The following is a 21,031-nucleotide window of genomic DNA, read 5'->3' as shown; positions in this document are numbered from 1 at the left end:
TCGGGCACCGGGGGTGCCCGAAGTCTGCATTTCGAGGAGGTTGGCGGTATGGCCATCAGCGTGTTTGACCTGTTCAAGATCGGTATCGGCCCGTCCAGTTCGCACACGGTTGGGCCCATGCGGGCAGCGGCCTTGTTCGTTCAGGGGCTGCGTGAACGCGATGAGCTTTGGCAAGTGAAACGCATCGAGGTGCGCCTGTATGGCTCGCTCTCGGCGACCGGTGTCGGGCATGGCAGCGACAACGCGGTGATCATGGGGCTGATGGGCGAATGGCCGGATGCCATCGATCCGTCGTTGATCAGCCTGCACATCCACACCCTGCGTGAAACCGACACCCTGCAGCTGGACGGTCGCCTGCCGATTCCGTTCATCTGGCAGCGCGACATGCTGCTGCTCGACGAGAACCTGCCCTACCACCCCAACGCCATGACCCTGATCGCAGAAGGCGAGGGCGGCGAGGTTCATCGCGATACCTATTACTCGGTTGGCGGTGGCTTCGTCGTTGATGCCGCCCAGGCCGCCAGTGGCGTTCTGGATGCCGACAACACGGTGCTGCCTTATGATTTCAACAGCGCCGCGGAGTTGCTCGAGCTGTGCGGGCGGCATTCCTTGCGCGTGTCGGAACTGATGATGGCCAACGAAAAGGTCTGGCGCAGCGAGGAAGAGATTCGCACCGGCTTGCTCAAACTCTGGCGTGCGATGCAGGACTGTGTCGAGCATGGCCTCAAGCACGAAGGCATCCTGCCCGGTGGCCTGAACGTGCGTCGGCGTGCGGCCAAGCTGCACCGCAGTTTGCAGGAGCTGAACAAGCCCAACGTGATTGGTTCCACCCTGAGCGCCATGGAGTGGGTCAACCTGTTTGCCCTGGCGGTCAACGAGGAAAACGCCGCCGGCGGGCGCATGGTCACGGCGCCCACCAATGGCGCGGCGGGGATCATCCCGGCGGTGCTGCACTACTATATGAAGTTCAGCGATGAGGTCAGCGAGGCCAACGTCGTTGACTACCTCCTGGCGGCCGCCGCGGTCGGCATTTTGTGCAAGAAAAACGCCTCCATCTCGGGCGCCGAAGTCGGTTGCCAGGGCGAAGTGGGTTCGGCCTGCGCCATGGCGGCGGCCGGGCTTGCCGAAGTGCTCGGGGCCACCCCGGAGCAGCTGGAAAACGCCGCCGAAATCGGCCTTGAACACAACCTGGGGCTGACCTGCGATCCGGTCGGCGGGCTGGTGCAGGTGCCGTGCATCGAGCGCAATGCGATTGCGGCGGTGAAGGCAATCAATGCTGCGCAAATGGCCCTGCGCGGTGACGGCCAACACTTCATTTCGCTGGACCGGGTGATCCGCACCATGCGTGACACCGGGGCCGACATGCACGACAAGTACAAGGAAACCTCACGCGGTGGCCTGGCCGTCAGCGCCATCGAATGCTGACAACTGCGCCGTGATCGCTCACGGCGCGCACTTTTGGCGCACAGATTTTCGCTTCTTTAAGTAGGACATCGCGCAATGCGCTGTCCGAATTGCGACCTGTGCGTGTCGGTGACACAAAAACCTGTCGCTTCTGAGCATCCTTCCCACAAGTGCTACCGAATTGCTCACCGCCGGTGATCAAGGGCGCTAGCTCAACTCTTTGCGCTTATTACCTTTGCCCGCACCAGTGGCTGTATAGAGGCTGCGCGACGTCGTTTTCAGGATTTATTGAATGCGCATTCAAATTAGGCATGGCTTTTGCGATGTAAATACAAACAGCCCGCCATGTCTGAACGGGCCATAACAAGAGCCTGTGCCTCAGGCCACCCACCGCTTTGTGTGAGGAGATACCGCGATGACGTCGTTCAACTCCGGGGCCGCCCAACCCCAGACCCGCGCACCCCAGTCCATCGGCTTCCTGCTGCTGGACAATTTCACGCTGATTTCCCTGGCATCCGCAGTCGAACCACTGCGCATGGCCAACCAGTTGTCGGGTCGTGAGCTGTATCGTTGGAGCACCTTGAGCGTGGATGGCGGGCAGGTCTGGGCCAGCGATGGCCTGCAGATCACCCCGGATGCTTCGATTCACAAGGCGCCGGTGATGGACACCGTGATCGTCTGCGGCGGCATTGGCATTCAGCGTACGGTTACCCGCGAACACGTCACCTGGCTGCAAAGCCAGGCGCGCCAGTCCAAGCGCCTGGGCGCGGTGTGCACCGGCAGCTGGGCACTGGCCTGTGCCGGCTTGCTCGACGGTTTCGATTGCAGTGTGCATTGGGAATGCCTGGCGGCCATGCAGGAAGCCTTCCCGCGCGTGGCCATGAGCACCCGTTTGTTCACCCTCGACCGTAACCGCTTCACCAGCTCCGGCGGCACCGCTCCGCTGGACATGATGCTGCACCTGATCAGCCGCGACCACGGTCGCGAACTGTCGGCGGCGATTTCGGAAATGTTTGTCTACGAGCGCATCCGCAACGAGCAGGACCACCAGCGCGTTCCGCTCAAGCACATGCTGGGCACCAACCAGCCGAAGTTGCAGGAAATCGTGGCGTTGATGGAAGCCAACCTGGAAGAGCCGATCGACCTGGACGAACTGGCAGTGTATGTCGCCGTGTCGCGTCGCCAGCTCGAGCGTCTGTTCCAGAAATACCTGCACTGCTCACCGTCGCGCTATTACCTGAAGCTGCGCTTGATCCGCGCGCGCCAGTTGCTCAAGCAAACGCCGATGTCGATCATCGAAGTGGCGTCGGTCTGTGGCTTTGTCTCCACACCGCACTTCTCCAAGTGCTACCGCGAATACTTCGGCATTCCACCGCGCGACGAGCGCGTGGGCTCCAACACGGCGCAACAAGTGGCGATGATGCCGATCCCGCAGGCGCTGGTGCTGTCACCGCTGTCCGGGCCGATGTCGGCGCTGAGTCAGGCGCGCAACGAATCGACGTTTGCCAGCGTTCGGCTCTGAGGCTGGCGGTACATCCTGCAGGAGCGGTTGAAGCCGCTCCTGCAGTTCAGTTTTCCTCTGATTACGCTGTGGTGCCAGCCTTGAACTGCGCCAGCGCCGGCAACAACTGTTTATCGATCGCCTGACGCACCGCCGGCAAAATCGTCGCGCTGCCGGTCAGCATTTGCTCCACCATCCCGCGCAAGGCCTTGACCCGGGCTTCGCTCAATCCTCGTACCGCATACTCGCACGCCTGCTCGGCGGTGGCGCCGGCGGGCATTTCGAAACCCAGTGCCCGCAGGTGGCCAAGCAGGTCGTCCTGGTCAATCAAATCCGCATGCATCATGGCTGTTGTCCTTGTTCATCGATGTGATCGTGTTTCGATTCTGTGAGCGCTCGGCAACGGCGGCAAGGAGTAAATGCCCAAATGACAGTTATGGCTATAAAGAGGTCGTTTTGAGCAAACTTGCCTGCTCAAGGAGTCTGCACACTGGCCTCCAACGAGCATTCGAACGGTTTGGTCACCTGGCGAATGGCGTGCGGTTTGCTCTCTCTGTACCCCGTTGCGTCACGGCTTTCGGGGTATTTTTTTGTCAAGAATTCGGGCTTGAGCAATGACTTCAAAGGGCTTTTAGTGCGGGGGCACATTCCCGTGCATCCATGGCAGGACGCCATGACTTTGATAGGACATCAACCCATGCCAGATACCGACCTTCATCCCTACACAGCACAGGATGTGGACGCTGCGTTCGAGCAGATCGCTGCCGGCCTTTTCGAGGGTATCCATGTCGAAGACGTACCGAAGATCCTTGTGGTCGCCGGCGTGCAGGGCTCCGGTAAATCTACCTTGCTGGAAAACACGTTGCTTCCCACTGGGCGCTACGCCAACTACGTGCGCCTCTACTTGCCTGACTACCGCACCTGCCATCCGGATTACGCCGCCATGCGCGCCAAGGGCGTGCTGTATGCCTACGCGCACAGCGAACGCTTCGTCAAGGAAGTCTGCGGCAAGATCTTTAATCGCGCCTTTACTCACAAGTACAACATCATCATGGAGTGCGCCTTCGATTCGCTTGATTTCGCAGGTTTTCCCCAGCATGCCGCCACCTCCGGTTATCAGTTTGAAGTGCACCTGATGGCCTGCACCAAGGTGTTCACTCACCTGTCCACCATCAACCGGGCACTGCGAAGCCTGCAACAGGGCGAGTTGGAGCGCTTTGTTTCTCGCGAGGATATTCAGCTCAGCGTCAATAACTCGCTGGCGATCATGCGGGCCTTTGAAGCGGCGGTGGACAGCGTGAGCGGTTCGCAGATCTTTCTCTATGAGCGCGGGCTTGGGGTATTGAAGGATGGGGTGCTGCGAGCCCACAGCCGCTATGGCAGCGGCGAGGCGACACAGGGTACGCCTTACAGCTATGCGGCCTACAAGCAGGTGCTCAGCGACAGCACCTATACCGCGCCGCAAAAGCACGAGCTGGTGGAAGCCTTTACGCAAACACTCGCCGAGGCCGAGCACTACCGCAGTCAGGTCCCGGCCAAGGTCTTCAAGGATCTGCGCAACTACATCATCGAGTATTCGCGCATGACCCACGACGAGTTGTGAGGCTGACCGCTAAAGCTCGGCGGCCAGTGCCTGCAATTGCTCCTGGCGCTCGGCCTGACTCAGGCGTGAACGGGGGTTGAGCGACGACCATTGCGGATGCGCCCGAGCCTTGCTCAAGGCCTCGGGCAGTTTGCCTTCGCGCCAGCTTTTGTCTTGCGGGGCAGCCACTTTGATGCTGTCCTGGGCGGCATGCCCGCGACGCTCCAGCGCGTCGAGCAGTTGCCGCTGACGCAGCGCCAGCAGGCGCAGCACATGGTCGTCCACCGTCAGTTCGCGCTGGCCCTTGAGCTTGCCCAGCAGCCGCCCGCCGTAACTGCGGGCGGTTTGCAACGCACCCCCGGCCAGCGCGCCGGCCAATGCCGCGGCGCCCAGTGTCAGGCCGCCCACCAGTAGATCCACCCCGGCGCCCGCCGCCGCTCCAGCGGCAATCCCGCCGCCAACCCGCACACCCAGTTGCTTGAGGGTTTCGGGGTTGAACAAATCATCGCCCCAACGCCCGTCCAGCAACGGCAGGTCGCTGGCGGACGCATCCTGAAGCCTGAAGGCATAGAGCTTGAGCAATGCCTCGACGCAGCGCTGTTCGCGCTGACGCACGGCCTGATGCAACTCGGCGATGGCCGCAGCTGTAGGCCCCGGTTCGCTGACCACGCTGCGTCGGCAGGCGGCGCAGTCCAACAGCAATTCAGCGATCAGGTGGGCGGCGGTTTGGCGGCGCGCCAGACGTTGGGCCTGCTGATCGTCCAGAAGGGTTTGCAGGCTTGCGCGCGAACCTTCCAGCAGCAGCGCAAGGCTTTCATACAGGCGTTGTTCGCCATCCTGCGGCGGTGCCACGCTGTCGAACCGCACCAGCGCATGCAAGCCCAGACGGGCCAGGGCTTCGCGCCAATCAGCTTCGCGATGGTCGCTGCTGGCGACGAAGTTGAGCACCGGCAACAGCGGCTTGCCGCAACCGGCCAGCACCTCAAGCTCGTCCCGGTACTTGGCCAGCACCGGCTCGCGGGCGTCGATCACATACAAACCGGCATCGCTGGCCAGCAGTTGGCGCAGGACCTTGGCTTCCTGCTCGAAGCGCTGGCGGGCTTCGCTGCCTTGCAGAAACCGTTCGAGGCGGGCCGGCCCGTCCAGCCGCTCGCCCGGGTGCTCAAGGTTTTCCAGGTAATCGAGCAGGGTGATGGCATCTTCAAGGCCGGGCGTGTCGTACAGCTCAAGCAGGGCAACGCCGTTGACCGAGAGGCGCGCGCCTTCCACATGGCGGGTGGTGCTGGGGCGGTGGGAAACTTCGCCAAAGCCGGTGTCACGAATCAGCGTGCGCAGCAGCGATGTCTTGCCGACATTGGTGTGGCCGACCACGGCGAGTTTAATCATGGCCAGTCTCCAGCCAGGTCATGGGCGACGTCTCACGTGTATCCAGTGCCAGCGTCTGCAACGCTTCATGCCAATCGCCGAGGCGTTCAGCGTCCAACACCTGCCCCGGCGGCGGTTGCATCAACCAGATCCGCGTCGCCCCGGCACAGCGAGCGAGTTCGGCGATCAGGGCGAGGCTGCCGCGGTCTGGCGAGCGACGCGGGTCACAGGCGATGGCCAGGCGAGCAGGCGGAAAGCGGGTCATTTGCTCCAGCAAATGGTGGCGTGACTCACGGCTGTCGAGTACCCCGGCGTCTTTTACCGAGGCAGGCAATGCCGGTGGCCAGGGGCGCTTGTCGTCCAGCTCCAGACCGACCAGCAAGGCGCTGTCGCTGTCGCCATTGGCGATGGCAGGCGGTATCTGGTGCAGTTGCTCGGGTGCGGCATCGTTGACGCCGAGCCGTTCGCTGCTGGGCATCAGAGCTTCGCGCAAATGGCTGTAGCCGGGCAGTTTGAGGTCGAGTGCAAGGCCGGTACGGCCGCTGCGCCAACGGCATAGACAAAAGGCCGCAAGCAGCAGCCTTGGGATGATCCCGTAGACCAGCAGCACCCCCACCAGCCAGCCGGCCCAGGTTTGCCGGGCGCTGTCGAGCCCCTGCAACGCGTCGCCGCTGGCGCGGATCATGTCCGGGCCCGGCAGGCTGAAGCCCAGCCAGGCGGGCAGGGCGCCGAGCGCCTGGGTCATGGCGACGAAGGTGTCGGCGCTCAGAATGGTGGTTTCCCAGACAAAGCCGTAGCGCCGGGTCGCCAGCAACATCACCACCACCACCAGGGCGCTGCACAGGGCCAGCAGCCAAAGCCCATGCACCAGTGAGCCGAGCAGCCAGCGATTGAGCTTGCGCCGTTGCAACAACAATACCAGTGCGGGCGCCAACTGAGCGGCCTGGGCATCGCGGGCGAGTTTTTCACTCAGCCATAACCAGACACGGCCCAGCGTCGTGCCATGCTCGCCGGCGATCATCAGGCTCAGCAGCCAACTCGCCAGCAATAGCAGGTTCAGGCCGAGCAAGCTGCCCAGGGCCCAGAACACATTGACCGGTTGCTGGCCCAGGGCGGCGAAGGCCAGCCCGGCGCCGCTGATCACAGCGACGATCATGAGCGCGACCAGCGCCAGGCGCGCGCCCTGTTTCCAGCGCTGCAGCGCGAGCTTCAGGCCGTCGCGCTCAGCGAGCCAGAGGGCGCGGTGTTGAAGGCGGGTGGCGAGGTCGCCGCCCAGGTGGCGGGCACGGCGGTTGGCTTCCTGATCTTCCAGGGCGCCGGCCTGCTCTTCGCGCAGGCGCACAGCTTCGGTCAGCCAGAGCATGTCCAGGTGGGTGGGTACAGTCACGCGTGAGTCCATTGAGCGAGTTCGCTTCGAAGCATAACTCAGGTGGCGGATGGCGGCGTTAGTGACACCCGCACCCCCTCTGGTATTCTCCTGCCCATGACTAAATCACTCCCCCTCTGCCTGATCGCGGCTCTCGCCGAGAACCGCGTCATCGGCATCGATAACAGCATGCCCTGGCACCTGCCGGGGGACTTCAAGTACTTCAAGGCCACCACCCTGGGCAAGCCGATCATCATGGGTCGCAAGACCTGGGATTCGCTCGGTCGCCCACTGCCAGGCCGGCTGAACCTGGTGGTCAGCCGCCAGCCGGGGCTGCAACTCGAGGGCGCCGAGGTGTTCGCCTCGCTGGACGCCGCCATCACCCGCGCCAACGCCTGGGCGCTTGAGCAAGGCGCCAGCGAAGTGATGTTGATTGGCGGGGCGCAGTTGTATGGGCAAGGGCTGGATCAGGCCGATCGCCTGTACCTGACCCGGGTGGCGTTGTCGCCGGAGGGTGATGCGTGGTTCCCGGAATACGACGCCAGCCAATGGCAGCTGACGTCGTCTGTTGAAAATCCGGCGGTTGACGATAAACCGGCCTATACCTTCGAGGTCTGGAACCGCCGCTAAGCGGTCAAGCCTGTGCCAGGTCGGCGTGCTCGTCGGCCTTGAGCAGGCGTTGATCGGTCTGCTTCATCCACTGGCTGGTCAGGGTGCCGGCGGTCATTGAACCGCTGACATTCAGCGCCGTGCGGCCCATGTCGATCAGCGGCTCGACTGAAATCAGCAAGGCCACCAGTGAAACCGGCAAGCCCATCGCCGGCAGCACGATCAGCGCGGCGAAGGTCGCGCCACCCCCGACCCCGGCAACACCTGCCGAACTCAAGGTGACGATGGCCACCAGCGTGGCGATCCACAGTGGGTCCAGCGGGTTGATGCCCACCGTCGGAGCGACCATCACCGCCAGCATCGCCGGGTACAGGCCGGCGCAGCCGTTCTGGCCAATGGTGGCGCCGAACGAGGCGGCAAAGCTGGCAATCGACTGCGGTACACCCAGGCGACGGGTTTGCGCCTCGATGCTCAACGGAATACTCGCGGCACTGGAGCGGCTGGTGAAGGCGAAGGTCAGCACCGGCCAGACTTTACGGAAAAACCGCAGCGGGCTGATGCCACTCATGGCCAGCAACAGGCCGTGGACGACAAACATCAGCCCCAGGCCGATGTAGGACACCACCACGAAACTGCCAAGCTTGAGGATATCCTGCAGGTTGGAGCTGGCCACCACTTTGGTCATCAGCGCCAGCACGCCGTAGGGCGTGAGCTTCATGACCAGGCGCACCAGACGCATCACCCAGGCTTGCAGGGTGTCGATAGCGGCGACCACGCGGGTGCCTTTTTCCACATCATCCTTGAGCAGCTGCAAGGCAGCCATCCCCAGGAAGGCGGCGAAAATCACCACGCTGATGATCGAGGTCGGCTTGGCCCGGGCCAGGTCGGCCACCGGGTTTTGCGGAATGAACGACAGCAGCAACTGCGGGATATTCAGGTCCGCGACCTTGCCGGCGTAATCGCTCTGGATGGACTGCATTCGCGCCATTTCCTGGGTCCCGGCCACCAGCCCTTCGGCGCTCAGGCCGAACAGGTTGGTCAGGCCGATGCCGATCAGGGCGGCAATCATCGTGGTAAACAGCAGGGTGCCGATGGTCATGAAGCTGATCTTGCCCAGCGACGACGCGTTGTGCAGTCGTGCCACGGCACTCAGGATCGAGGCGAAGATCAGCGGCATGACGATCATTTGCAGCAGTTGCACATAGCCGTTACCGACCAGGTCCATCCAGCCGATGGTGGCCTTGAGCACCGGATTGCCAGTGCCGTAGACGCCATGCAGGGCCAGCCCGAACAGCACGCCCAGGCCCAGGCCGAGCAGCACTTTCCTGGCCAGGCTCCACGAGGTGCGGCGGGTTTGCGCCAGGCCCAGCAGCAACGCCAGGAACACCAGCAGGTTAAGAAACAGCGGCAGATTCATTGAAGCTCCAAGCGAGAAATAGCGATGCGTGTCGCGTCTGTGCGCGATAGCGAACCGGAAATGCTAACAGCTTGAAAACTAATGAATTTATATCGAGATGGAATGGCGACCGTCGTTTTTAGAATAAGGCCTTGGCGTGGATGCATAGGTGATTCAGTAGGAGGCTGCACGGCTTAACGAGATCGGTGAAATACCTGATTGCAATTTTGTGGTCTAGACACTCAGGCGACATGAAGAGGAGCTGCTACGGCTTGATGGCTTATGGCTATCAACTGTTTGCAAGGAGCTCATCGATGCCTATTCGGGACCAGTCACTCATCTACCATTTGACCAGCGTTGCAAATATTCCCTCAATTTTGAGAAGAGGGCTGCTACCTCGGGAGCAACTGCAGGAATTCCGGGATGTTGCTGATCCCGAAATCATAGCGGGTCGGCGTGAACGACAGCTCGAGAATTTTGTTCCTTTCCATTGGTTTGCAGGCAATCCATTCGATGGGAGGGTTCACCGCGACCGACGAGATGAGCGATTCGTGCTGATTACAGTGTCAAGAACCTTGGCCGAGGCGAGAAACTGGCGGGTTATTCCACGGCATCCCCTTGCAGTGCGGGACATAGAGTTGCTTGATTATGCGGTTGGTGTGGCGGCGATAGACTGGGACAGGATGGAGCTTCGAGACTATCATGACCCGGTTTCCAAGAGCGTGTGCATGGCAGAGTGCCTTTCGCCGGAAGCTGTAGCACCGCAAGATTTTTTCAAAATTTTCACGCCTTCAGCTCACGTGCAACGCCAAATTGATGAGCTGGTCGCACCACTGCCTTTTCGTCTTTGGGTCGACACCAACGAGAACATGTTTCCTCGATGATCTATAGCAATTTGAACCCAGCCAAGGGGCTGATTTGGCGGATCGTACATCGAGACAATCTTCCCTGGTTGCTGGATAACGGCCTGCATTCTGTTGCCTCCGGGTCGCTTTCTGCCGCATACGTCCACATTGGCAATCCAGATTTGATCAGTAAGCGAAATCATCGCGCGGTACCCATCAGCCCCGGCGGTACGCTCGCAGATTATGTGCCGTTCTACTTCACGCCTTTTTCGGTGATGATGAAGAACATTCATTCAGGCTGGGGAGTACAACAGCGTCAGAATGAAGAGATCGTGATTCTTGTCTCCAGCCTGTACCATGTTCAGTCCCTGGATCTGCCTTTTGTGTTCACGAATGCACACGCCTATCCCCACTGGGCGAGCTACTACAGCGATTTGGAGCAGTTGGACCAAATCGATTGGGGCATTCTCCAGCGCCGTGATTTCAAGCGGGACCCCGACGATCCCCGCAAAATGGAGCGCTACCAAGCTGAAGCGTTGGTTTATGGCCATGTGCCGACGGCTGGTCTTTTGGGAATTGTTTGCTACACCGAAGCGTTGAAACGTCGTGTAGAAAAGGAGGTTCAGCAGCGTCAGCTGAACCTTCCCGTTCATGCTCGACCTGGGTGGTATTTCTGATGATTAGGTTTACACAAGGCAACCTGCTTGAGGCCAAGGCCGAAGCGCTGGTTAACACGGTCAATACCGTCGGTGTGATGGGCAAAGGTATCGCCTTGATGTTCAAGGAGCGATTTGCTGACAATTACCGCCAGTACGCTGCTGCGTGTAACGCCAAACAGGTTGAAACCGGCAAAATGTTCATCACCAGAGTGAGTGAGCTGGATGGGCCTCGGTGGATCGTTAACTTTCCTACAAAGCGGCACTGGCGATCTCCGTCCCAGATAGCATGGATTACCGATGGATTGATTGACTTGCGCGAGTTTCTGGTCGAGCAGCACGTGAAGTCGATAGCGATACCTCCTCTTGGAGCGGGCAATGGCGGCTTAGCCTGGTCTGTGGTTCGTGAGCAGATAGTGACCGTATTAAGCGATATTGATGCTGATGTCCTCGTCTTTGAGCCCACTGACCAGTATCAAAATGTCTCAAAGCGTAGCGGAGTCGAGAATCTCACCCCCGCGCGGGCTCTGATCGCAGAATTGGTTCGGCGCTATTGGGTTCTTGGAATGGAATGCAGTTTGTTGGAGATTCAGAAACTCGCATGGTTTCTGGAGCGTGCGATCGAGCGCTTCTCGCCCGATGACAACCCTCTGGAATTGAAGTTCGTAGCCCATAGGTACGGACCTTATGCCAACCGCCTTGATCATCTGCTCGATAATCTTGACGGCAGCTACTTGCATTGTGCCAAGCGGATCAGTGACGCCGGCCCGTTGGATGTCATTTGGTTCGATGAAGGGCGTAAAGCTTTTATCCAGGCCTATCTGAACAGTGAAGCGAAGACGTATCTGCCTGCACTGGAATTCACTTCTGAGCTGATCGATGGGTTTGAATCGCCATATGGCATGGAGCTTCTGGCTACAGTGGATTGGCTAGTGAACTGTGAGGGAGTGGAGCCAACGGTTGAAGCAGTTCGAACGGGACTTCGTTCATGGGCGGGTGGGAAGGGTTCAGCAGCGCGAAAAAATCAGCTGTTCGACGACGATTCCCTCGCGATTGCTTTGAGCCGGTTGCGACCATTTGATTTAGTTCAATCCACAGCGCTCACTTTGAATTGACTGCCTTCAGCATTTCTTGAGGCAACAAAAAACCGGCGTCTGAGCGCCGGTTTTTTGCTGCCGCAAATACTTACAGCCCGTCAAGCATCGCCTTGTTACGCACAGCACCCTTGTCGGCACTAGTCGCCAACAGTGCATAAGCCTTCAGCGCCGTGGTCACTTTGCGTGGACGATTCTCGACCGGTTTCCAGCCCTTCTTGTCCTGCTCGACGCGGCGCGCAGCCAGTTCTTCATCGCTGACCAACAGGTTGATCGAACGGTTCGGAATGTCGATCAGCACCTTGTCGCCGTCCTGCACCAGACCAATCGCGCCGCCAGCAGCCGCTTCTGGTGAAGCATGGCCGATGGACAGGCCCGAGGTACCGCCGGAGAAGCGGCCGTCGGTGAGCAGGGCGCAGGCCTTGCCCAGGCCTTTGGACTTCAGGTACGAGGTCGGGTACAGCATTTCCTGCATGCCCGGGCCGCCTTTCGGGCCTTCGTAACGGATGATCACGATGTCGCCGGCCTTCACTTCGTCAGCGAGGATGCCGCGTACGGCGCTGTCCTGGCTTTCGAAGATCTTCGCGTTGCCTTCGAACACATGGATCGACTCGTCGACGCCGGCGGTTTTCACCACGCAGCCGTCCAGCGCGATGTTGCCGTACAGCACGGCCAGGCCGCCTTCTTTCGAGTAGGCGTGCTCGAAGCTGCGGATGCAGCCGTTTTCACGGTCGTCATCCAGGGTTTCCCAACGGGTCGACTGGCTGAACGCGGTCTGGGTCGGAATACCGGCAGGGCCGGCCTTGAAGAAGTGGTGCACCGCTTCGTCGTCAGTCTGGGTGATGTCCCACTTGGCGATGGCTTCTTCCATGCTGCGGCTGTGCACGGTCGGCAGTTGGGTGTGCAGCAGGCCGCCACGGGCCAGCGAGCCGAGGATGCTGAAGATGCCGCCGGCGCGGTGCACATCTTCCATGTGGTATTTCTGGATGTTCGGCGCCACCTTGCACAGTTGCGGCACGCTACGGGACAGACGGTCGATGTCGCGCAGGTCGAAATCGATCTCGGCTTCCTGGGCTGCGGCCAGCAAGTGCAGGATGGTGTTGGTCGAACCGCCCATGGCGATGTCGAGCATCATGGCGTTCTCGAACGCCTTGAAGTTGGCGATATTGCGCGGCAATACCGACTCATCGTTTTCGATGTAGTAGCGCTGGCACAGCTCGACGATGGTGCGGCCGGCCTGAAGGAACAGCTGCTCACGGTCGCTGTGGGTCGCCAGGGTCGAACCGTTGCCCGGCAGGGCCAGGCCCAGGGCTTCGGTCAGGCAGTTCATCGAGTTGGCGGTGAACATGCCGGAGCACGAACCGCAGGTCGGGCAGGCGCTGCGCTCGTACTCGGCGACTTTCTCGTCGGAAGCGCTGGAGTCGGCGGCGATCACCATGGCATCGACCAGGTCCAGGCCGTGGCTGGCGAGTTTGGTCTTGCCGGCTTCCATCGGCCCGCCGGAAACGAAGATCACCGGGATGTTCAGGCGCAGGGCGGCCATCAGCATACCGGGGGTGATCTTGTCGCAGTTGGAGATGCAGACAATGGCGTCGGCGCAGTGCGCGTTGACCATGTACTCCACCGAGTCGGCGATGATTTCGCGGCTTGGCAGCGAATAGAGCATGCCGTCATGGCCCATGGCGATGCCGTCATCGACCGCGATGGTGTTGAATTCCTTCGCCACGCCACCGGCGCGTTCGATCTCGCGGGCAACCAGCTGGCCCAGGTCTTTGAGGTGCACATGGCCCGGTACGAACTGAGTGAACGAGTTGGCGATGGCAATGATCGGTTTCTTGAAATCGGCGTCTTTCATCCCGGTGGCGCGCCACAGGGCGCGTGCGCCGGCCATATTGCGGCCGTGGGTGGACGTTTTCGAGCGGTAATCAGGCATTAAGCACTCCTGGCGGCTAATCAGGTATCAAAAAGGGGAGTGAGCTTCTCTTGTCCTTTGTACCGAAGGCAGGTGGCCGCTGGTACGGATGAAGCCGGTGACGTCGCGGGATCGCCGCGCGCTCGGCCAGAGCTCATAAAACCCGCCGGGGATGACTGGCGATGAATAGGCCGATTCTACACCGCTGGCGGCGTGAAGGAATGGTGCAATGGATGGCAGGGGGATTTATTAAGGGAGAACGATGTTGATCAAAGCCTATCCTCCGAAGGGTGAAGCTTGTCGTCTTGTTCTTTTGGCAAAACCCTGATCAACAGTAGCCCGAGTATGCCCAGACCTGCAAAAGACAGTGCCAAGGTGACTGACAGATGGTTGATGAAATGCGCAATGATGCTGCTGATGACCCCGCCTATGGCAAACACGAACGTGTTGAGAAGCGACGCAGAAGCTCCTGCGGCAGCTGGATTCAATTCAAGGGCCAGTGAGGTCGCAGCGGGCCGGGTGATCGTTGTGCCGGCAGTGCAGATGATCATGGGAATAATCAATGTGTAAGGGGTGAGCGGATGGTGCGACAGGATCCAAAGAATTGATCCCGAACCGACTATTAATATCAGGCCTAAAGTCATTTGCTGCAGGGGAGTCATGTGGCGGTGAACTAAACCTGCAAATGCGCCGCCGCACATATAGGCGAATCCATAAAGCATAAATGTCAGTCCGAATTGGTTCGCGGACAGCCCTAACGTGTCCATGAATAAGATGGGGGAAACCACAATGAATGAAAAATGACAGGCGAATGTGATTCCTGAAATGGATGAGTAGACCGAAAAGCGCGGGTTCATCAGGATTTTTTGATAGGTGGAAATTATGCCGGCTTCAGTAGTGGAAACGCTGTCTGGCGAATTTTTTAGAAGAAGTGCCGAAAAGCAAATGGCTAAGGCGGAAAGTATTGCGAAGGTGAAAAAGCTGCCTGGCCAGTTCCAATGTGACTGGAGTATTGAGCCCAATAAGGGTGAAAGTGAAATAAACACACCGCTGGTGGTGGTTAACAAAATTCTCGCGCTATTTCTATGTTGTGGGGTGAAGGTGTCTTGAATGATAGCGTGGCTGATAACAAAACTTCCGCACCCTATGGCTTGCACTAGCCTGAAGGTCATATAGATCTGAAAGTCGTTTGAATAAATGCATCCAATTGAGCCTATCGATGCAACGAACAGGCCAGCCAGTAGAACGTTTTTCCGTCCGAATCTGTCAGATAAAGGGCCCAGTGCGAGTTGCGATAATGCCACCCCGACAGCAAAGAGGCTGACGGAATAAGCTATGTTCGAAGCAGGCGCCGAAAAATGTTCAGAGAGAGCTGGGAATGATGGGAGTATGACGTCGAGAGGGAAGACTCCAAGGGCGGTCATTAATACCATCAACGAAAGAAGTGGTGCTCGTCGATTTGATGGCTCTGCTTGATCAAGGCTCATCGACGATAATTCCTTCTTTGTCAAAGAAGTCACGATGCTGTGCTGCTTTAAATACCCCATTGTTTCTAAGCGTTTCGAGCATTGACTTCATGTTGTTTAAGTTGTTATTGGATTTGGGTATTTGAAATAGCACTTCTTTTGCTGTTTGATCTGGAAATCCAGATTTTTTTAAGTTTTTTAGTAGCCAGTTTTCGTCGAACAGGCAGAATATTTTTATGAGTTTTGGAAGTATCGAGGCGGCGTACGCTTGCCTGTCGGGTTGAAGTTTTTGCCAGACATAGGTGAAGCAGGCTGAAAAGTATTTTGCATGCCTTGCCTCGTCCTGAAGGTGATCGATAAACATGCTCAGGACTGGCCTGATGACTTGTTGTTGTGAAATATTTAATAGCTCCTTTGCTATCAGTGTTTCGGAAATAAATCCCACAATGAACATTAGCAGTGGAAGATTGTCTTCCGACGTCGAACTGATGGTGTCTGCCAGCTTCGTCAGACGTATCGATTTTGTTCTCTGGATGTTGAATAATTTTGAAATTTGCTCTGATAGTTGGTGAGAGAACAGCGCGTGATATGCTTCATCCGTGTATAGCTGAAGTCCTGCTTGCTTCCAGCTCTCTGGAAGGGTGATTTCTAATTCGTCGTGAATGAGTATCTCTAGCGCACGATTGACAACCTTATGTTCGAGCTCTGTTGTGTAATCCAGGAAATGCACAAGGTAGCTGGCTTGCAGCGCTTTCTGGGTTTGTATAGAAGAGCATTGGATGATCGGGGTTTGCAAAAAGGGTAGCATTGAAGTTGGGAACCAATCTTTTGTATCTGATGCAGTAAGGACCTCCTGTGTTAGGTAATATTGATTCTTTCGTGATCTCACCGATGAGCGAGTATCCCAGTTTTCTACTATAAAAGAACTTGGAAGGTTAATGCGCATGTCGATACTTCCCCCTATGGCCTTTTTATAAGTTGGTCCAGTGCGTCGGGTATGTGGCCTCCAGTGCTTGTTCCCGCGCCAATAAAAAATAAAACCTGCTCGCCGGGGTTTTTTATGTTCAATAGTGGTTCAATTTTATTCTCATCCAAAGCGCCGGTAAGCCATGTGGATAGCCCTGTTTCGGTTGCCAGTAATTGGAAGGTCTGTGAAATATGCCCTATTTCAACAAAAGCCATTCGGTAAGCTCGTGAGTGTTCATATTTCCACCAGAGTTTGTCGAGTCGAGAGGTTAGGAATATGCCGAATGCCAAGTCGTCGGAAAAATGCTGCCCAGATAACAATTCGCCCAGTGTTGATTTGCTTTCGGCCGAAGTTACCGTCAACGTATGGTTGAGAGGGTTGTAATAATAAAATCCGGCATTGAGGCCATCAACGTTTTTAACGTACAAGTACCCCTCGGTGGCGTTTAGCCCTCCTCCGGAGGGGCTGCTTCGACGATGACAGAGGTTTTCCGGCAATCCTGTATCCGCCTGTAGCATCCTCTCCTCTAAAAAACCTAGGGAGTAGTGCAGCAGGTTGCTTATCTCGGTAAGAGGAACACATTTCTTTTGAAAATTTCGCGATGTTTTTCTTTTCAGTAACACCTTCGAAAGTGGCTGAGGGCAGATAGGAGGGAGGGCTATGTTTTCTTGGTTTTGTGACTGAACCTCATAGTTCTCAATAGGTGGAGAGCTTGACAGTACCTCATTGCAATGTTCTAGATATGCTGTGGCCCATGATTCAGCTGTTTCTGGGACGTTAGAGTAAGGGATATTCTTCGTCCCAATATGAAATATTTTCGAGAGTTCATCCCAGCCCCATGCCTGTTCATCGCTCTGGCATAATATTCCACGATCTGCGAATTCTCTATCTATGGCGTTTTTCGCGCTGTAGGTTGCCGTACCTGATATGAGTTCGACTAGACGTTCAAGATAAGGGCCTGTGAGCTCAATCTGCTCATGCGTTTCGTAGCACCAGTATATGAGTGCCGGAGGTCGAGCCAGGAAAAAGCAATTTGAATTTACTTTCATGATCTTGCCCTTGAGTCGACAGAGGGAGGCCGGCACTCCACTCTGTCATGTTTCAGTTTTCTTACTTGGCTTTAGCCAGGCAGTTGAGGTTGGCAAGCTTTTTTGATTCCAGTTGGATAGTTTTCATGAGTTAATCCTTTTTTGATTGGTCACGAAGTTGTGACACTTGAAGCGTAGATTTGACTGCAAAATATATCAATAAATTTGCAAGTAAGACTGTTCGTTTATGTCTGTGGGATGTTTCTTACAGATAAGTGCGCAAGGTGACTCTCAGATGTATTCAGCTGAAGATTTTTTCGTTAGAAAGTGTAATGAAATTAATGGGTTGGGGGGGGCGTTGGGGAGAAATACATTAGATTTATGGGGTCGAAATAGCCGGGAAATCGGCGCTGAAGAAGATTCAGCGCGTCACGAAGGAGAGATTTGGGGCAGTTGGTTTGATAATGAAAATACGAGTCCAGACTTTTTTAATGAGCGCGAGCAGCCTGATGATCAGGAGCGTTAGCGTCTTCCCTGGGTGGTTTCAGGGCGAGGTCCGCTCGATCAGCACTCGCGTTTTTTAAACCGGTTTTGGGGTAGGCCAAGTCTTTCCAGCGAAAACCCATACCTGCAGCACAACGACTCCCATCAAAGTCGCCGAACCTTGAAAGTACAGAAAGTCCGTCAGCCTCGGCGATTCCGGGCTGAAGTGATAAATCACGGGCAGCAGCCCCAGCAGCATGATGAGGTTCACCATCACCTGCGGGACCAAGGTCTGTTTCATCGCTCTTAGATGCGCCAGCGTCAAACCTTGCAGGGCGCATGTCCCGATAAAGAACATCAGCACCGCATAGAGGCCGTCGTCCGAATCGAAGACGCTTGCGCCGGCGAGCCGAAAGATGGCTTCGTCAAACCACCAGAGCAACCCTGCGAGCACTCCCAACACGGTAGTCACGCCGATCAGCCCGCTCAGGTAGGCGGCGTTTTTTTGCTCGGGCTGTTTGCTCACGTACAGGCTGTGGACCTGGCTGAGTGATAGAAACGGGTTCATCAGTACCCCGATGACAATCATAAAGACGGCAAGCTGCGCGACCAGCCCCTCGCCAAGCACCGCGAGCCTTTCGTTCAAAAGATAGAAATAGACCTTCTGACCGGCCAGCCCGAGTGCGATGGGTACGCCGAGGGAGAGCATGTGGGCGGTGGTTTTTTTGCAGAACACCGGTTTGAAACTCAGGTTTCGAGAACGGGAAAGCAGCACCAGGCACAGCGTTGCCAGCCCTTCGCTGGTCAGGAAATAGCCCATCGCCAGAAGCGCAAACTGCTCAGGCCTGGCGAAGTGGGCCGTGGCGGCCAGGTAACCGCAGCCCGCCAGTGTGCAGATCGTGCGGATTTTCGAGCAGATGGCCGGGCGGCCGGAGCTTTCATGAAAAAGGTGGAGGAAGGTGTTGAGGATCAGAAACGGAATGCAGGCGATGTAAATCAGCGAGAGGGCGGTGAAGTTGCTGCCGGACAGTTTCTGCAGGCCGGGCAGGTGAGGGCTTGTGACCAATACGCCAACGCAAAGCAGCACCGCCAGTAAAGTCATGGCGGCACAAAGGGCCAGCCCACTGGAAAACAAGGCGTTCATCGATGCGCCACGTTCGGCAGCGAGATTGCCGGTTGCCCCCAGCGACATGCTGGTGATCGCCGTGATAACGGCAAAAATGGCAAGGGTGTAGGAAAACTCGGCTAGATCCCCGGGAGAGCGATGGGCGACCGTTGAAAATGTCAGAAAGATTCCGAGAAATGGAATGGCCCTGCTCAGCATAAAGGCCGGCATCGACCTCAGCATTGCATCCGGATAACTGCGATCACTCACTGTGAAAGTCCTGTACCTCAAACCATGCCCGCAGAGTAGGGGGGTTGGCTCCTAAATCGCCAGCATGAATTGAGGTTGACTCGTCTTTCTTTTTTGTGTGAGTTTTCGTACAGACTTTTCGACTCGCTCGCTAACTCGTAGATGCGACTTCAGTCGCGAAGGGCTGCAATGCAGCCCCAGCTCTGGTTACTGGTTAATTCAGGTCAGCCGCCAACGAGCGGCATCCAGCACTTCACTTCCATCCTGCAGCAGCAGATAAGCCACATCGGCCACTGCCGATACATCACGGCATTCCATCGCTGAAGTATTCAGGCAGGAGAGGCTGATCATCAGCTCTTTGGTGGTCTTGATACGCAGGTCGGTGTAGGCGAGCAGGTCTTGCAGGGAGGCGTCGGGGTTGATGAGCATTACCGGCGTGACGGAAGTTGGCTCGATCGGAGGGGTTTTGTCAGTCATGTTGGGCTCCAGAAGTGAATACGTCACTCGGAAGGCATAAACAGACCTCCCGAGTCATCAGGTGAATCTTCTGGATTCGGGCTTGCACGCCCGGCCGCTGATTTGGCAGCGGCGGGCGAACTATAGGGGAGTGACTTTGGCGGATGCAAGCAGGGCTTGCGAGTGTAGGAGCGGACCCGGCCGCGATGGGGCGCGCAGCGGCCCCAGCATTGGTCGCCCTGAATGAGGGGGCAAGCGTTGGAATGCGATGGCGATTTTGAAAGGGGCTGCTTCGCAGCCCATCGCGGCCGGGTCCGCTCCTACACGACCGCGGTGTTGTCAGCTGTTAGGCAACAGGCGGCAGGTAATGCTCTTGATGTAGCGCGTTTCCGGGATCGCCGGGTGGACCGGGTGGTCCGGGCCCTGGCCGCCGCGCTCGAGCAGCTGGATGTTGCGGTCCAGGTGGCGGGCGCTGGTGAGCAGGATGTTTTGCAGGTCGTCTTCGGGCAGGTGCATCGAGCACGAAGCGCTCACCAGGATGCCGTCCTTGGTCAGCAGGCGCATGGCTTGCTCGTTCAGGCGGCGGTAGGCGCCTTCGCCGTTTTTCAGGTCTTTCTTGCGCTTGATGAAGGCGGGCGGGTCGGCGACGATCACGTCGAAACGCTCTTCGGCTGCTTTCAGCTCTTTCAGGGCTTCGAACACGTCGCCTTCAACGCAGGTGATTTTCTCGGCGATGCCGTTCAGGCCGGCGTTGCGCTCCACGCCATCGAGGGCAAAGCCCGAGGCGTCGACGCAGAAGACTTCGCTGGCGCCAAAGGCACCGGCTTGCACGCCCCAGCCACCGATGTAGCTGAACAGGTCGAGCACGCGCTTGCCCTTGACATACGGAGCCAGGCGGGCGCGGTTCATGCGGTGGTCGTAGAACCAGCCGGTTTTCTGGCCTTCCATCACCGGCGCTTCGAATTTCACGCCGTTTTCTTCCAGCGCCACCCATTCCGGCACCAGGCCGAAGGCGGTTTCGACATAACGCTCCAGGCCTTCGGCGTCGCGTGCAGCGGAGTCATTCTTGAACAGAATCCCGCTCGGCTTGAGGACCTGGATCAGCGCAGCCAGCACGTCATCACGATGACGTTCCATGGTTGCCGAAGCCAGTTGCACCACGAGGATGTCGCCAAAGCGATCGACGACCAGGCCCGGCAGCAGGTCCGAATCGCCGTACACCAGACGGTAGAACGGCTTGTCGAACAGCCGCTCGCGCAGCGACAGGGCGACATTAATGCGGTGTACCAGCAGCGATTTGTCCAGCGACAGCTTGGCATCGCGCGACACCAAACGGGCGCAGATCAGGTTGTTGGGGCTCATGGCGACGACGCCCAGGGCCTTGCCGCCCGCGGCTTCGAGCACGGCCTGGTCACCGGCCTTGAAGCCATGCAGCGGGGTCGCGGCTACATCGATTTCGTTGCTGTAGACCCACAGGTGACCGGCGCGCAGGCGGCGGTCGGCATTGGCTTTAAGGCGAAGGCTGGGCAGGGACATGACGTCGCTCC

Annotated in this window: 19 protein-coding genes; 8 read left to right on the top strand and 11 right to left on the bottom strand. The window is 57.9% G+C overall.

Features of this window, described 5'->3' with window-relative positions; genetic code table 11:
• Window positions 1–48: 48 nt before the first annotated feature.
• Window positions 49–1,425, top strand: a complete 1,377-nt coding sequence (locus GUY40_RS03630) for an L-serine ammonia-lyase (RefSeq protein WP_166567579.1) — start codon at window positions 49–51, stop codon at window positions 1,423–1,425.
• 394 nt (window positions 1,426–1,819) lie between these two features.
• On the top strand, window positions 1,820–2,926 hold the full coding sequence (locus GUY40_RS03625; RefSeq protein ID WP_166567578.1) for a GlxA family transcriptional regulator: 1,107 nt from the start codon (window positions 1,820–1,822) through the stop codon (window positions 2,924–2,926).
• A gap of 61 nt (window positions 2,927–2,987) precedes the next feature.
• Here GUY40_RS03625 and GUY40_RS03620 read toward each other — a convergent pair whose 3' ends face one another.
• Window positions 2,988–3,251 carry a hypothetical protein gene (locus tag GUY40_RS03620; protein ID WP_166567577.1) on the bottom strand — a complete coding sequence of 88 codons (264 nt, stop codon included), beginning with the start codon at window positions 3,249–3,251 and terminating at the stop codon, window positions 2,988–2,990.
• A gap of 351 nt (window positions 3,252–3,602) precedes the next feature.
• On the opposite strand from GUY40_RS03620, the gene GUY40_RS03615 reads away from it, so the two are divergent.
• Window positions 3,603–4,508 (top strand): zeta toxin family protein, encoded by a 906-nt coding sequence (locus GUY40_RS03615; RefSeq protein ID WP_166567576.1) that lies wholly within the window; start codon window positions 3,603–3,605, stop codon window positions 4,506–4,508.
• 9 nt (window positions 4,509–4,517) lie between these two features.
• Here GUY40_RS03615 and GUY40_RS03610 read toward each other — a convergent pair whose 3' ends face one another.
• Both GUY40_RS03610 and GUY40_RS03605 read right to left on the bottom strand, forming a co-directional pair.
• Window positions 4,518–5,873: a DUF3482 domain-containing protein gene (locus GUY40_RS03610; RefSeq protein ID WP_166567575.1), complete on the bottom strand. Its 1,356-nt coding sequence runs from the start codon at window positions 5,871–5,873 to the stop codon at window positions 4,518–4,520.
• Window positions 5,866–7,251, bottom strand: a complete 1,386-nt coding sequence (locus GUY40_RS03605) for a DUF2868 domain-containing protein (RefSeq protein WP_166567574.1) — start codon at window positions 7,249–7,251, stop codon at window positions 5,866–5,868. Before GUY40_RS03605 ends, GUY40_RS03610 begins: the two co-directional genes overlap by 8 nt.
• Before the next feature lie 84 nt (window positions 7,252–7,335).
• Here GUY40_RS03605 and GUY40_RS03600 point away from each other — a divergent pair, with 84 nt between their 5' ends.
• Complete coding sequence (locus tag GUY40_RS03600; protein WP_166567573.1) at window positions 7,336–7,848, top strand: dihydrofolate reductase; 513 nt, start codon at window positions 7,336–7,338, stop codon at window positions 7,846–7,848.
• 4 nt (window positions 7,849–7,852) lie between these two features.
• Here GUY40_RS03600 and GUY40_RS03595 read toward each other — a convergent pair whose 3' ends face one another.
• The gene (locus GUY40_RS03595) at window positions 7,853–9,244 is read right to left on the bottom strand and encodes an L-cystine transporter (protein ID WP_166567572.1); all 1,392 of its coding nucleotides are present in this window, start codon (window positions 9,242–9,244) and stop codon (window positions 7,853–7,855) included.
• 293 nt (window positions 9,245–9,537) lie between these two features.
• On the opposite strand from GUY40_RS03595, the gene GUY40_RS03590 reads away from it, so the two are divergent.
• Genes GUY40_RS03590 through GUY40_RS03580 form a run of 3 tightly spaced genes read left to right on the top strand, consistent with a single transcriptional unit; the run spans window position 9,538 to window position 11,839 of the window.
• Window positions 9,538–10,107 carry a DarT ssDNA thymidine ADP-ribosyltransferase family protein gene (locus GUY40_RS03590; protein WP_166567571.1) on the top strand — a complete coding sequence of 190 codons (570 nt, stop codon included), beginning with the start codon at window positions 9,538–9,540 and terminating at the stop codon, window positions 10,105–10,107.
• Window positions 10,104–10,745: a DUF4433 domain-containing protein gene (locus GUY40_RS03585; protein ID WP_166567570.1), complete on the top strand. Its 642-nt coding sequence runs from the start codon at window positions 10,104–10,106 to the stop codon at window positions 10,743–10,745. Before GUY40_RS03590 ends, GUY40_RS03585 begins: the two co-directional genes overlap by 4 nt.
• A complete protein-coding gene (locus GUY40_RS03580) occupies window positions 10,745–11,839 on the top strand; it encodes a macro domain-containing protein (protein WP_166567569.1) in 1,095 nt (364 codons plus the stop codon). The genes GUY40_RS03585 and GUY40_RS03580 overlap by 1 nt, the downstream gene beginning before the upstream one ends.
• 70 nt (window positions 11,840–11,909) lie before the next feature.
• On the opposite strand, the gene ilvD is transcribed toward GUY40_RS03580, so the two are convergent.
• From ilvD to GUY40_RS03560, 4 genes are all read right to left on the bottom strand, one after another.
• Complete coding sequence (ilvD, locus tag GUY40_RS03575) at window positions 11,910–13,751, bottom strand: dihydroxy-acid dehydratase (RefSeq protein WP_166567568.1); 1,842 nt, start codon at window positions 13,749–13,751, stop codon at window positions 11,910–11,912.
• A 248-nt stretch (window positions 13,752–13,999) separates the two neighbouring features.
• Complete coding sequence (locus GUY40_RS03570) at window positions 14,000–15,217, bottom strand: MFS transporter (RefSeq protein WP_166567567.1); 1,218 nt, start codon at window positions 15,215–15,217, stop codon at window positions 14,000–14,002.
• On the bottom strand, window positions 15,207–16,142 hold the full coding sequence (locus tag GUY40_RS03565) for a diiron oxygenase (protein ID WP_166567566.1): 936 nt from the start codon (window positions 16,140–16,142) through the stop codon (window positions 15,207–15,209). Before GUY40_RS03565 ends, GUY40_RS03570 begins: the two co-directional genes overlap by 11 nt.
• A gap of 14 nt (window positions 16,143–16,156) precedes the next feature.
• Window positions 16,157–17,212 (bottom strand): SagB family peptide dehydrogenase, encoded by a 1,056-nt coding sequence (locus GUY40_RS03560; RefSeq protein WP_166567565.1) that lies wholly within the window; start codon window positions 17,210–17,212, stop codon window positions 16,157–16,159.
• 274 nt (window positions 17,213–17,486) lie between these two features.
• Here GUY40_RS03560 and GUY40_RS03555 point away from each other — a divergent pair, with 274 nt between their 5' ends.
• Window positions 17,487–17,717: a hypothetical protein gene (locus GUY40_RS03555; RefSeq protein WP_166567564.1), complete on the top strand. Its 231-nt coding sequence runs from the start codon at window positions 17,487–17,489 to the stop codon at window positions 17,715–17,717.
• 54 nt (window positions 17,718–17,771) lie between these two features.
• On the opposite strand, the gene GUY40_RS03550 is transcribed toward GUY40_RS03555, so the two are convergent.
• The 3 genes from GUY40_RS03550 to GUY40_RS03540 all read right to left on the bottom strand — a co-directional run bounded on the left by GUY40_RS03550 (window position 17,772) and on the right by GUY40_RS03540 (window position 21,020).
• Entirely contained in the window at window positions 17,772–19,049 is a 1,278-nt protein-coding gene (locus GUY40_RS03550; RefSeq protein WP_166567563.1) for a hypothetical protein, read from the bottom strand.
• 198 nt (window positions 19,050–19,247) lie between these two features.
• Window positions 19,248–19,505 carry a hypothetical protein gene (locus tag GUY40_RS03545; RefSeq protein WP_166567562.1) on the bottom strand — a complete coding sequence of 86 codons (258 nt, stop codon included), beginning with the start codon at window positions 19,503–19,505 and terminating at the stop codon, window positions 19,248–19,250.
• 318 nt (window positions 19,506–19,823) lie between these two features.
• Window positions 19,824–21,020 carry a class I SAM-dependent rRNA methyltransferase gene (locus GUY40_RS03540; protein ID WP_166567561.1) on the bottom strand — a complete coding sequence of 399 codons (1,197 nt, stop codon included), beginning with the start codon at window positions 21,018–21,020 and terminating at the stop codon, window positions 19,824–19,826.
• Window positions 21,021–21,031 lie beyond the last annotated feature (11 nt).

The organism is Pseudomonas sp. R5(2019) (assembly GCF_009905435.1).
Taxonomy (GTDB): domain Bacteria; phylum Pseudomonadota; class Gammaproteobacteria; order Pseudomonadales; family Pseudomonadaceae; genus Aquipseudomonas.
Note: the sequence above shows the minus strand (reverse complement) of the source record. Positions and strands in the feature narration are given on the sequence as shown.

Coding starts and splice junctions, on each gene's coding strand:
- GUY40_RS03540 (WP_166567561.1), bottom strand. CDS start 21,020: ATGTCCCTGCCCAGCCTTCGCCTTAAAGCCAATGCCGACCGCCGCCTG.
- ilvD (WP_166567568.1), bottom strand. CDS start 13,751: ATGCCTGATTACCGCTCGAAAACGTCCACCCACGGCCGCAATATGGCC.
- GUY40_RS03625 (WP_166567578.1), top strand. CDS start 1,820: ATGACGTCGTTCAACTCCGGGGCCGCCCAACCCCAGACCCGCGCACCC.
- GUY40_RS03605 (WP_166567574.1), bottom strand. CDS start 7,251: ATGGACTCACGCGTGACTGTACCCACCCACCTGGACATGCTCTGGCTG.
- GUY40_RS03565 (WP_166567566.1), bottom strand. CDS start 16,142: ATGCGCATTAACCTTCCAAGTTCTTTTATAGTAGAAAACTGGGATACT.
- GUY40_RS03610 (WP_166567575.1), bottom strand. CDS start 5,873: ATGATTAAACTCGCCGTGGTCGGCCACACCAATGTCGGCAAGACATCG.
- GUY40_RS03555 (WP_166567564.1), top strand. CDS start 17,487: ATGTATTCAGCTGAAGATTTTTTCGTTAGAAAGTGTAATGAAATTAAT.
- GUY40_RS03545 (WP_166567562.1), bottom strand. CDS start 19,505: ATGACTGACAAAACCCCTCCGATCGAGCCAACTTCCGTCACGCCGGTA.
- GUY40_RS03630 (WP_166567579.1), top strand. CDS start 49: ATGGCCATCAGCGTGTTTGACCTGTTCAAGATCGGTATCGGCCCGTCC.
- GUY40_RS03600 (WP_166567573.1), top strand. CDS start 7,336: ATGACTAAATCACTCCCCCTCTGCCTGATCGCGGCTCTCGCCGAGAAC.
- GUY40_RS03595 (WP_166567572.1), bottom strand. CDS start 9,244: ATGAATCTGCCGCTGTTTCTTAACCTGCTGGTGTTCCTGGCGTTGCTG.
- GUY40_RS03620 (WP_166567577.1), bottom strand. CDS start 3,251: ATGATGCATGCGGATTTGATTGACCAGGACGACCTGCTTGGCCACCTG.
- GUY40_RS03570 (WP_166567567.1), bottom strand. CDS start 15,217: ATGAGCCTTGATCAAGCAGAGCCATCAAATCGACGAGCACCACTTCTT.
- GUY40_RS03590 (WP_166567571.1), top strand. CDS start 9,538: ATGCCTATTCGGGACCAGTCACTCATCTACCATTTGACCAGCGTTGCA.
- GUY40_RS03580 (WP_166567569.1), top strand. CDS start 10,745: ATGATTAGGTTTACACAAGGCAACCTGCTTGAGGCCAAGGCCGAAGCG.
- GUY40_RS03560 (WP_166567565.1), bottom strand. CDS start 17,212: ATGAAAGTAAATTCAAATTGCTTTTTCCTGGCTCGACCTCCGGCACTC.
- GUY40_RS03615 (WP_166567576.1), top strand. CDS start 3,603: ATGCCAGATACCGACCTTCATCCCTACACAGCACAGGATGTGGACGCT.
- GUY40_RS03585 (WP_166567570.1), top strand. CDS start 10,104: ATGATCTATAGCAATTTGAACCCAGCCAAGGGGCTGATTTGGCGGATC.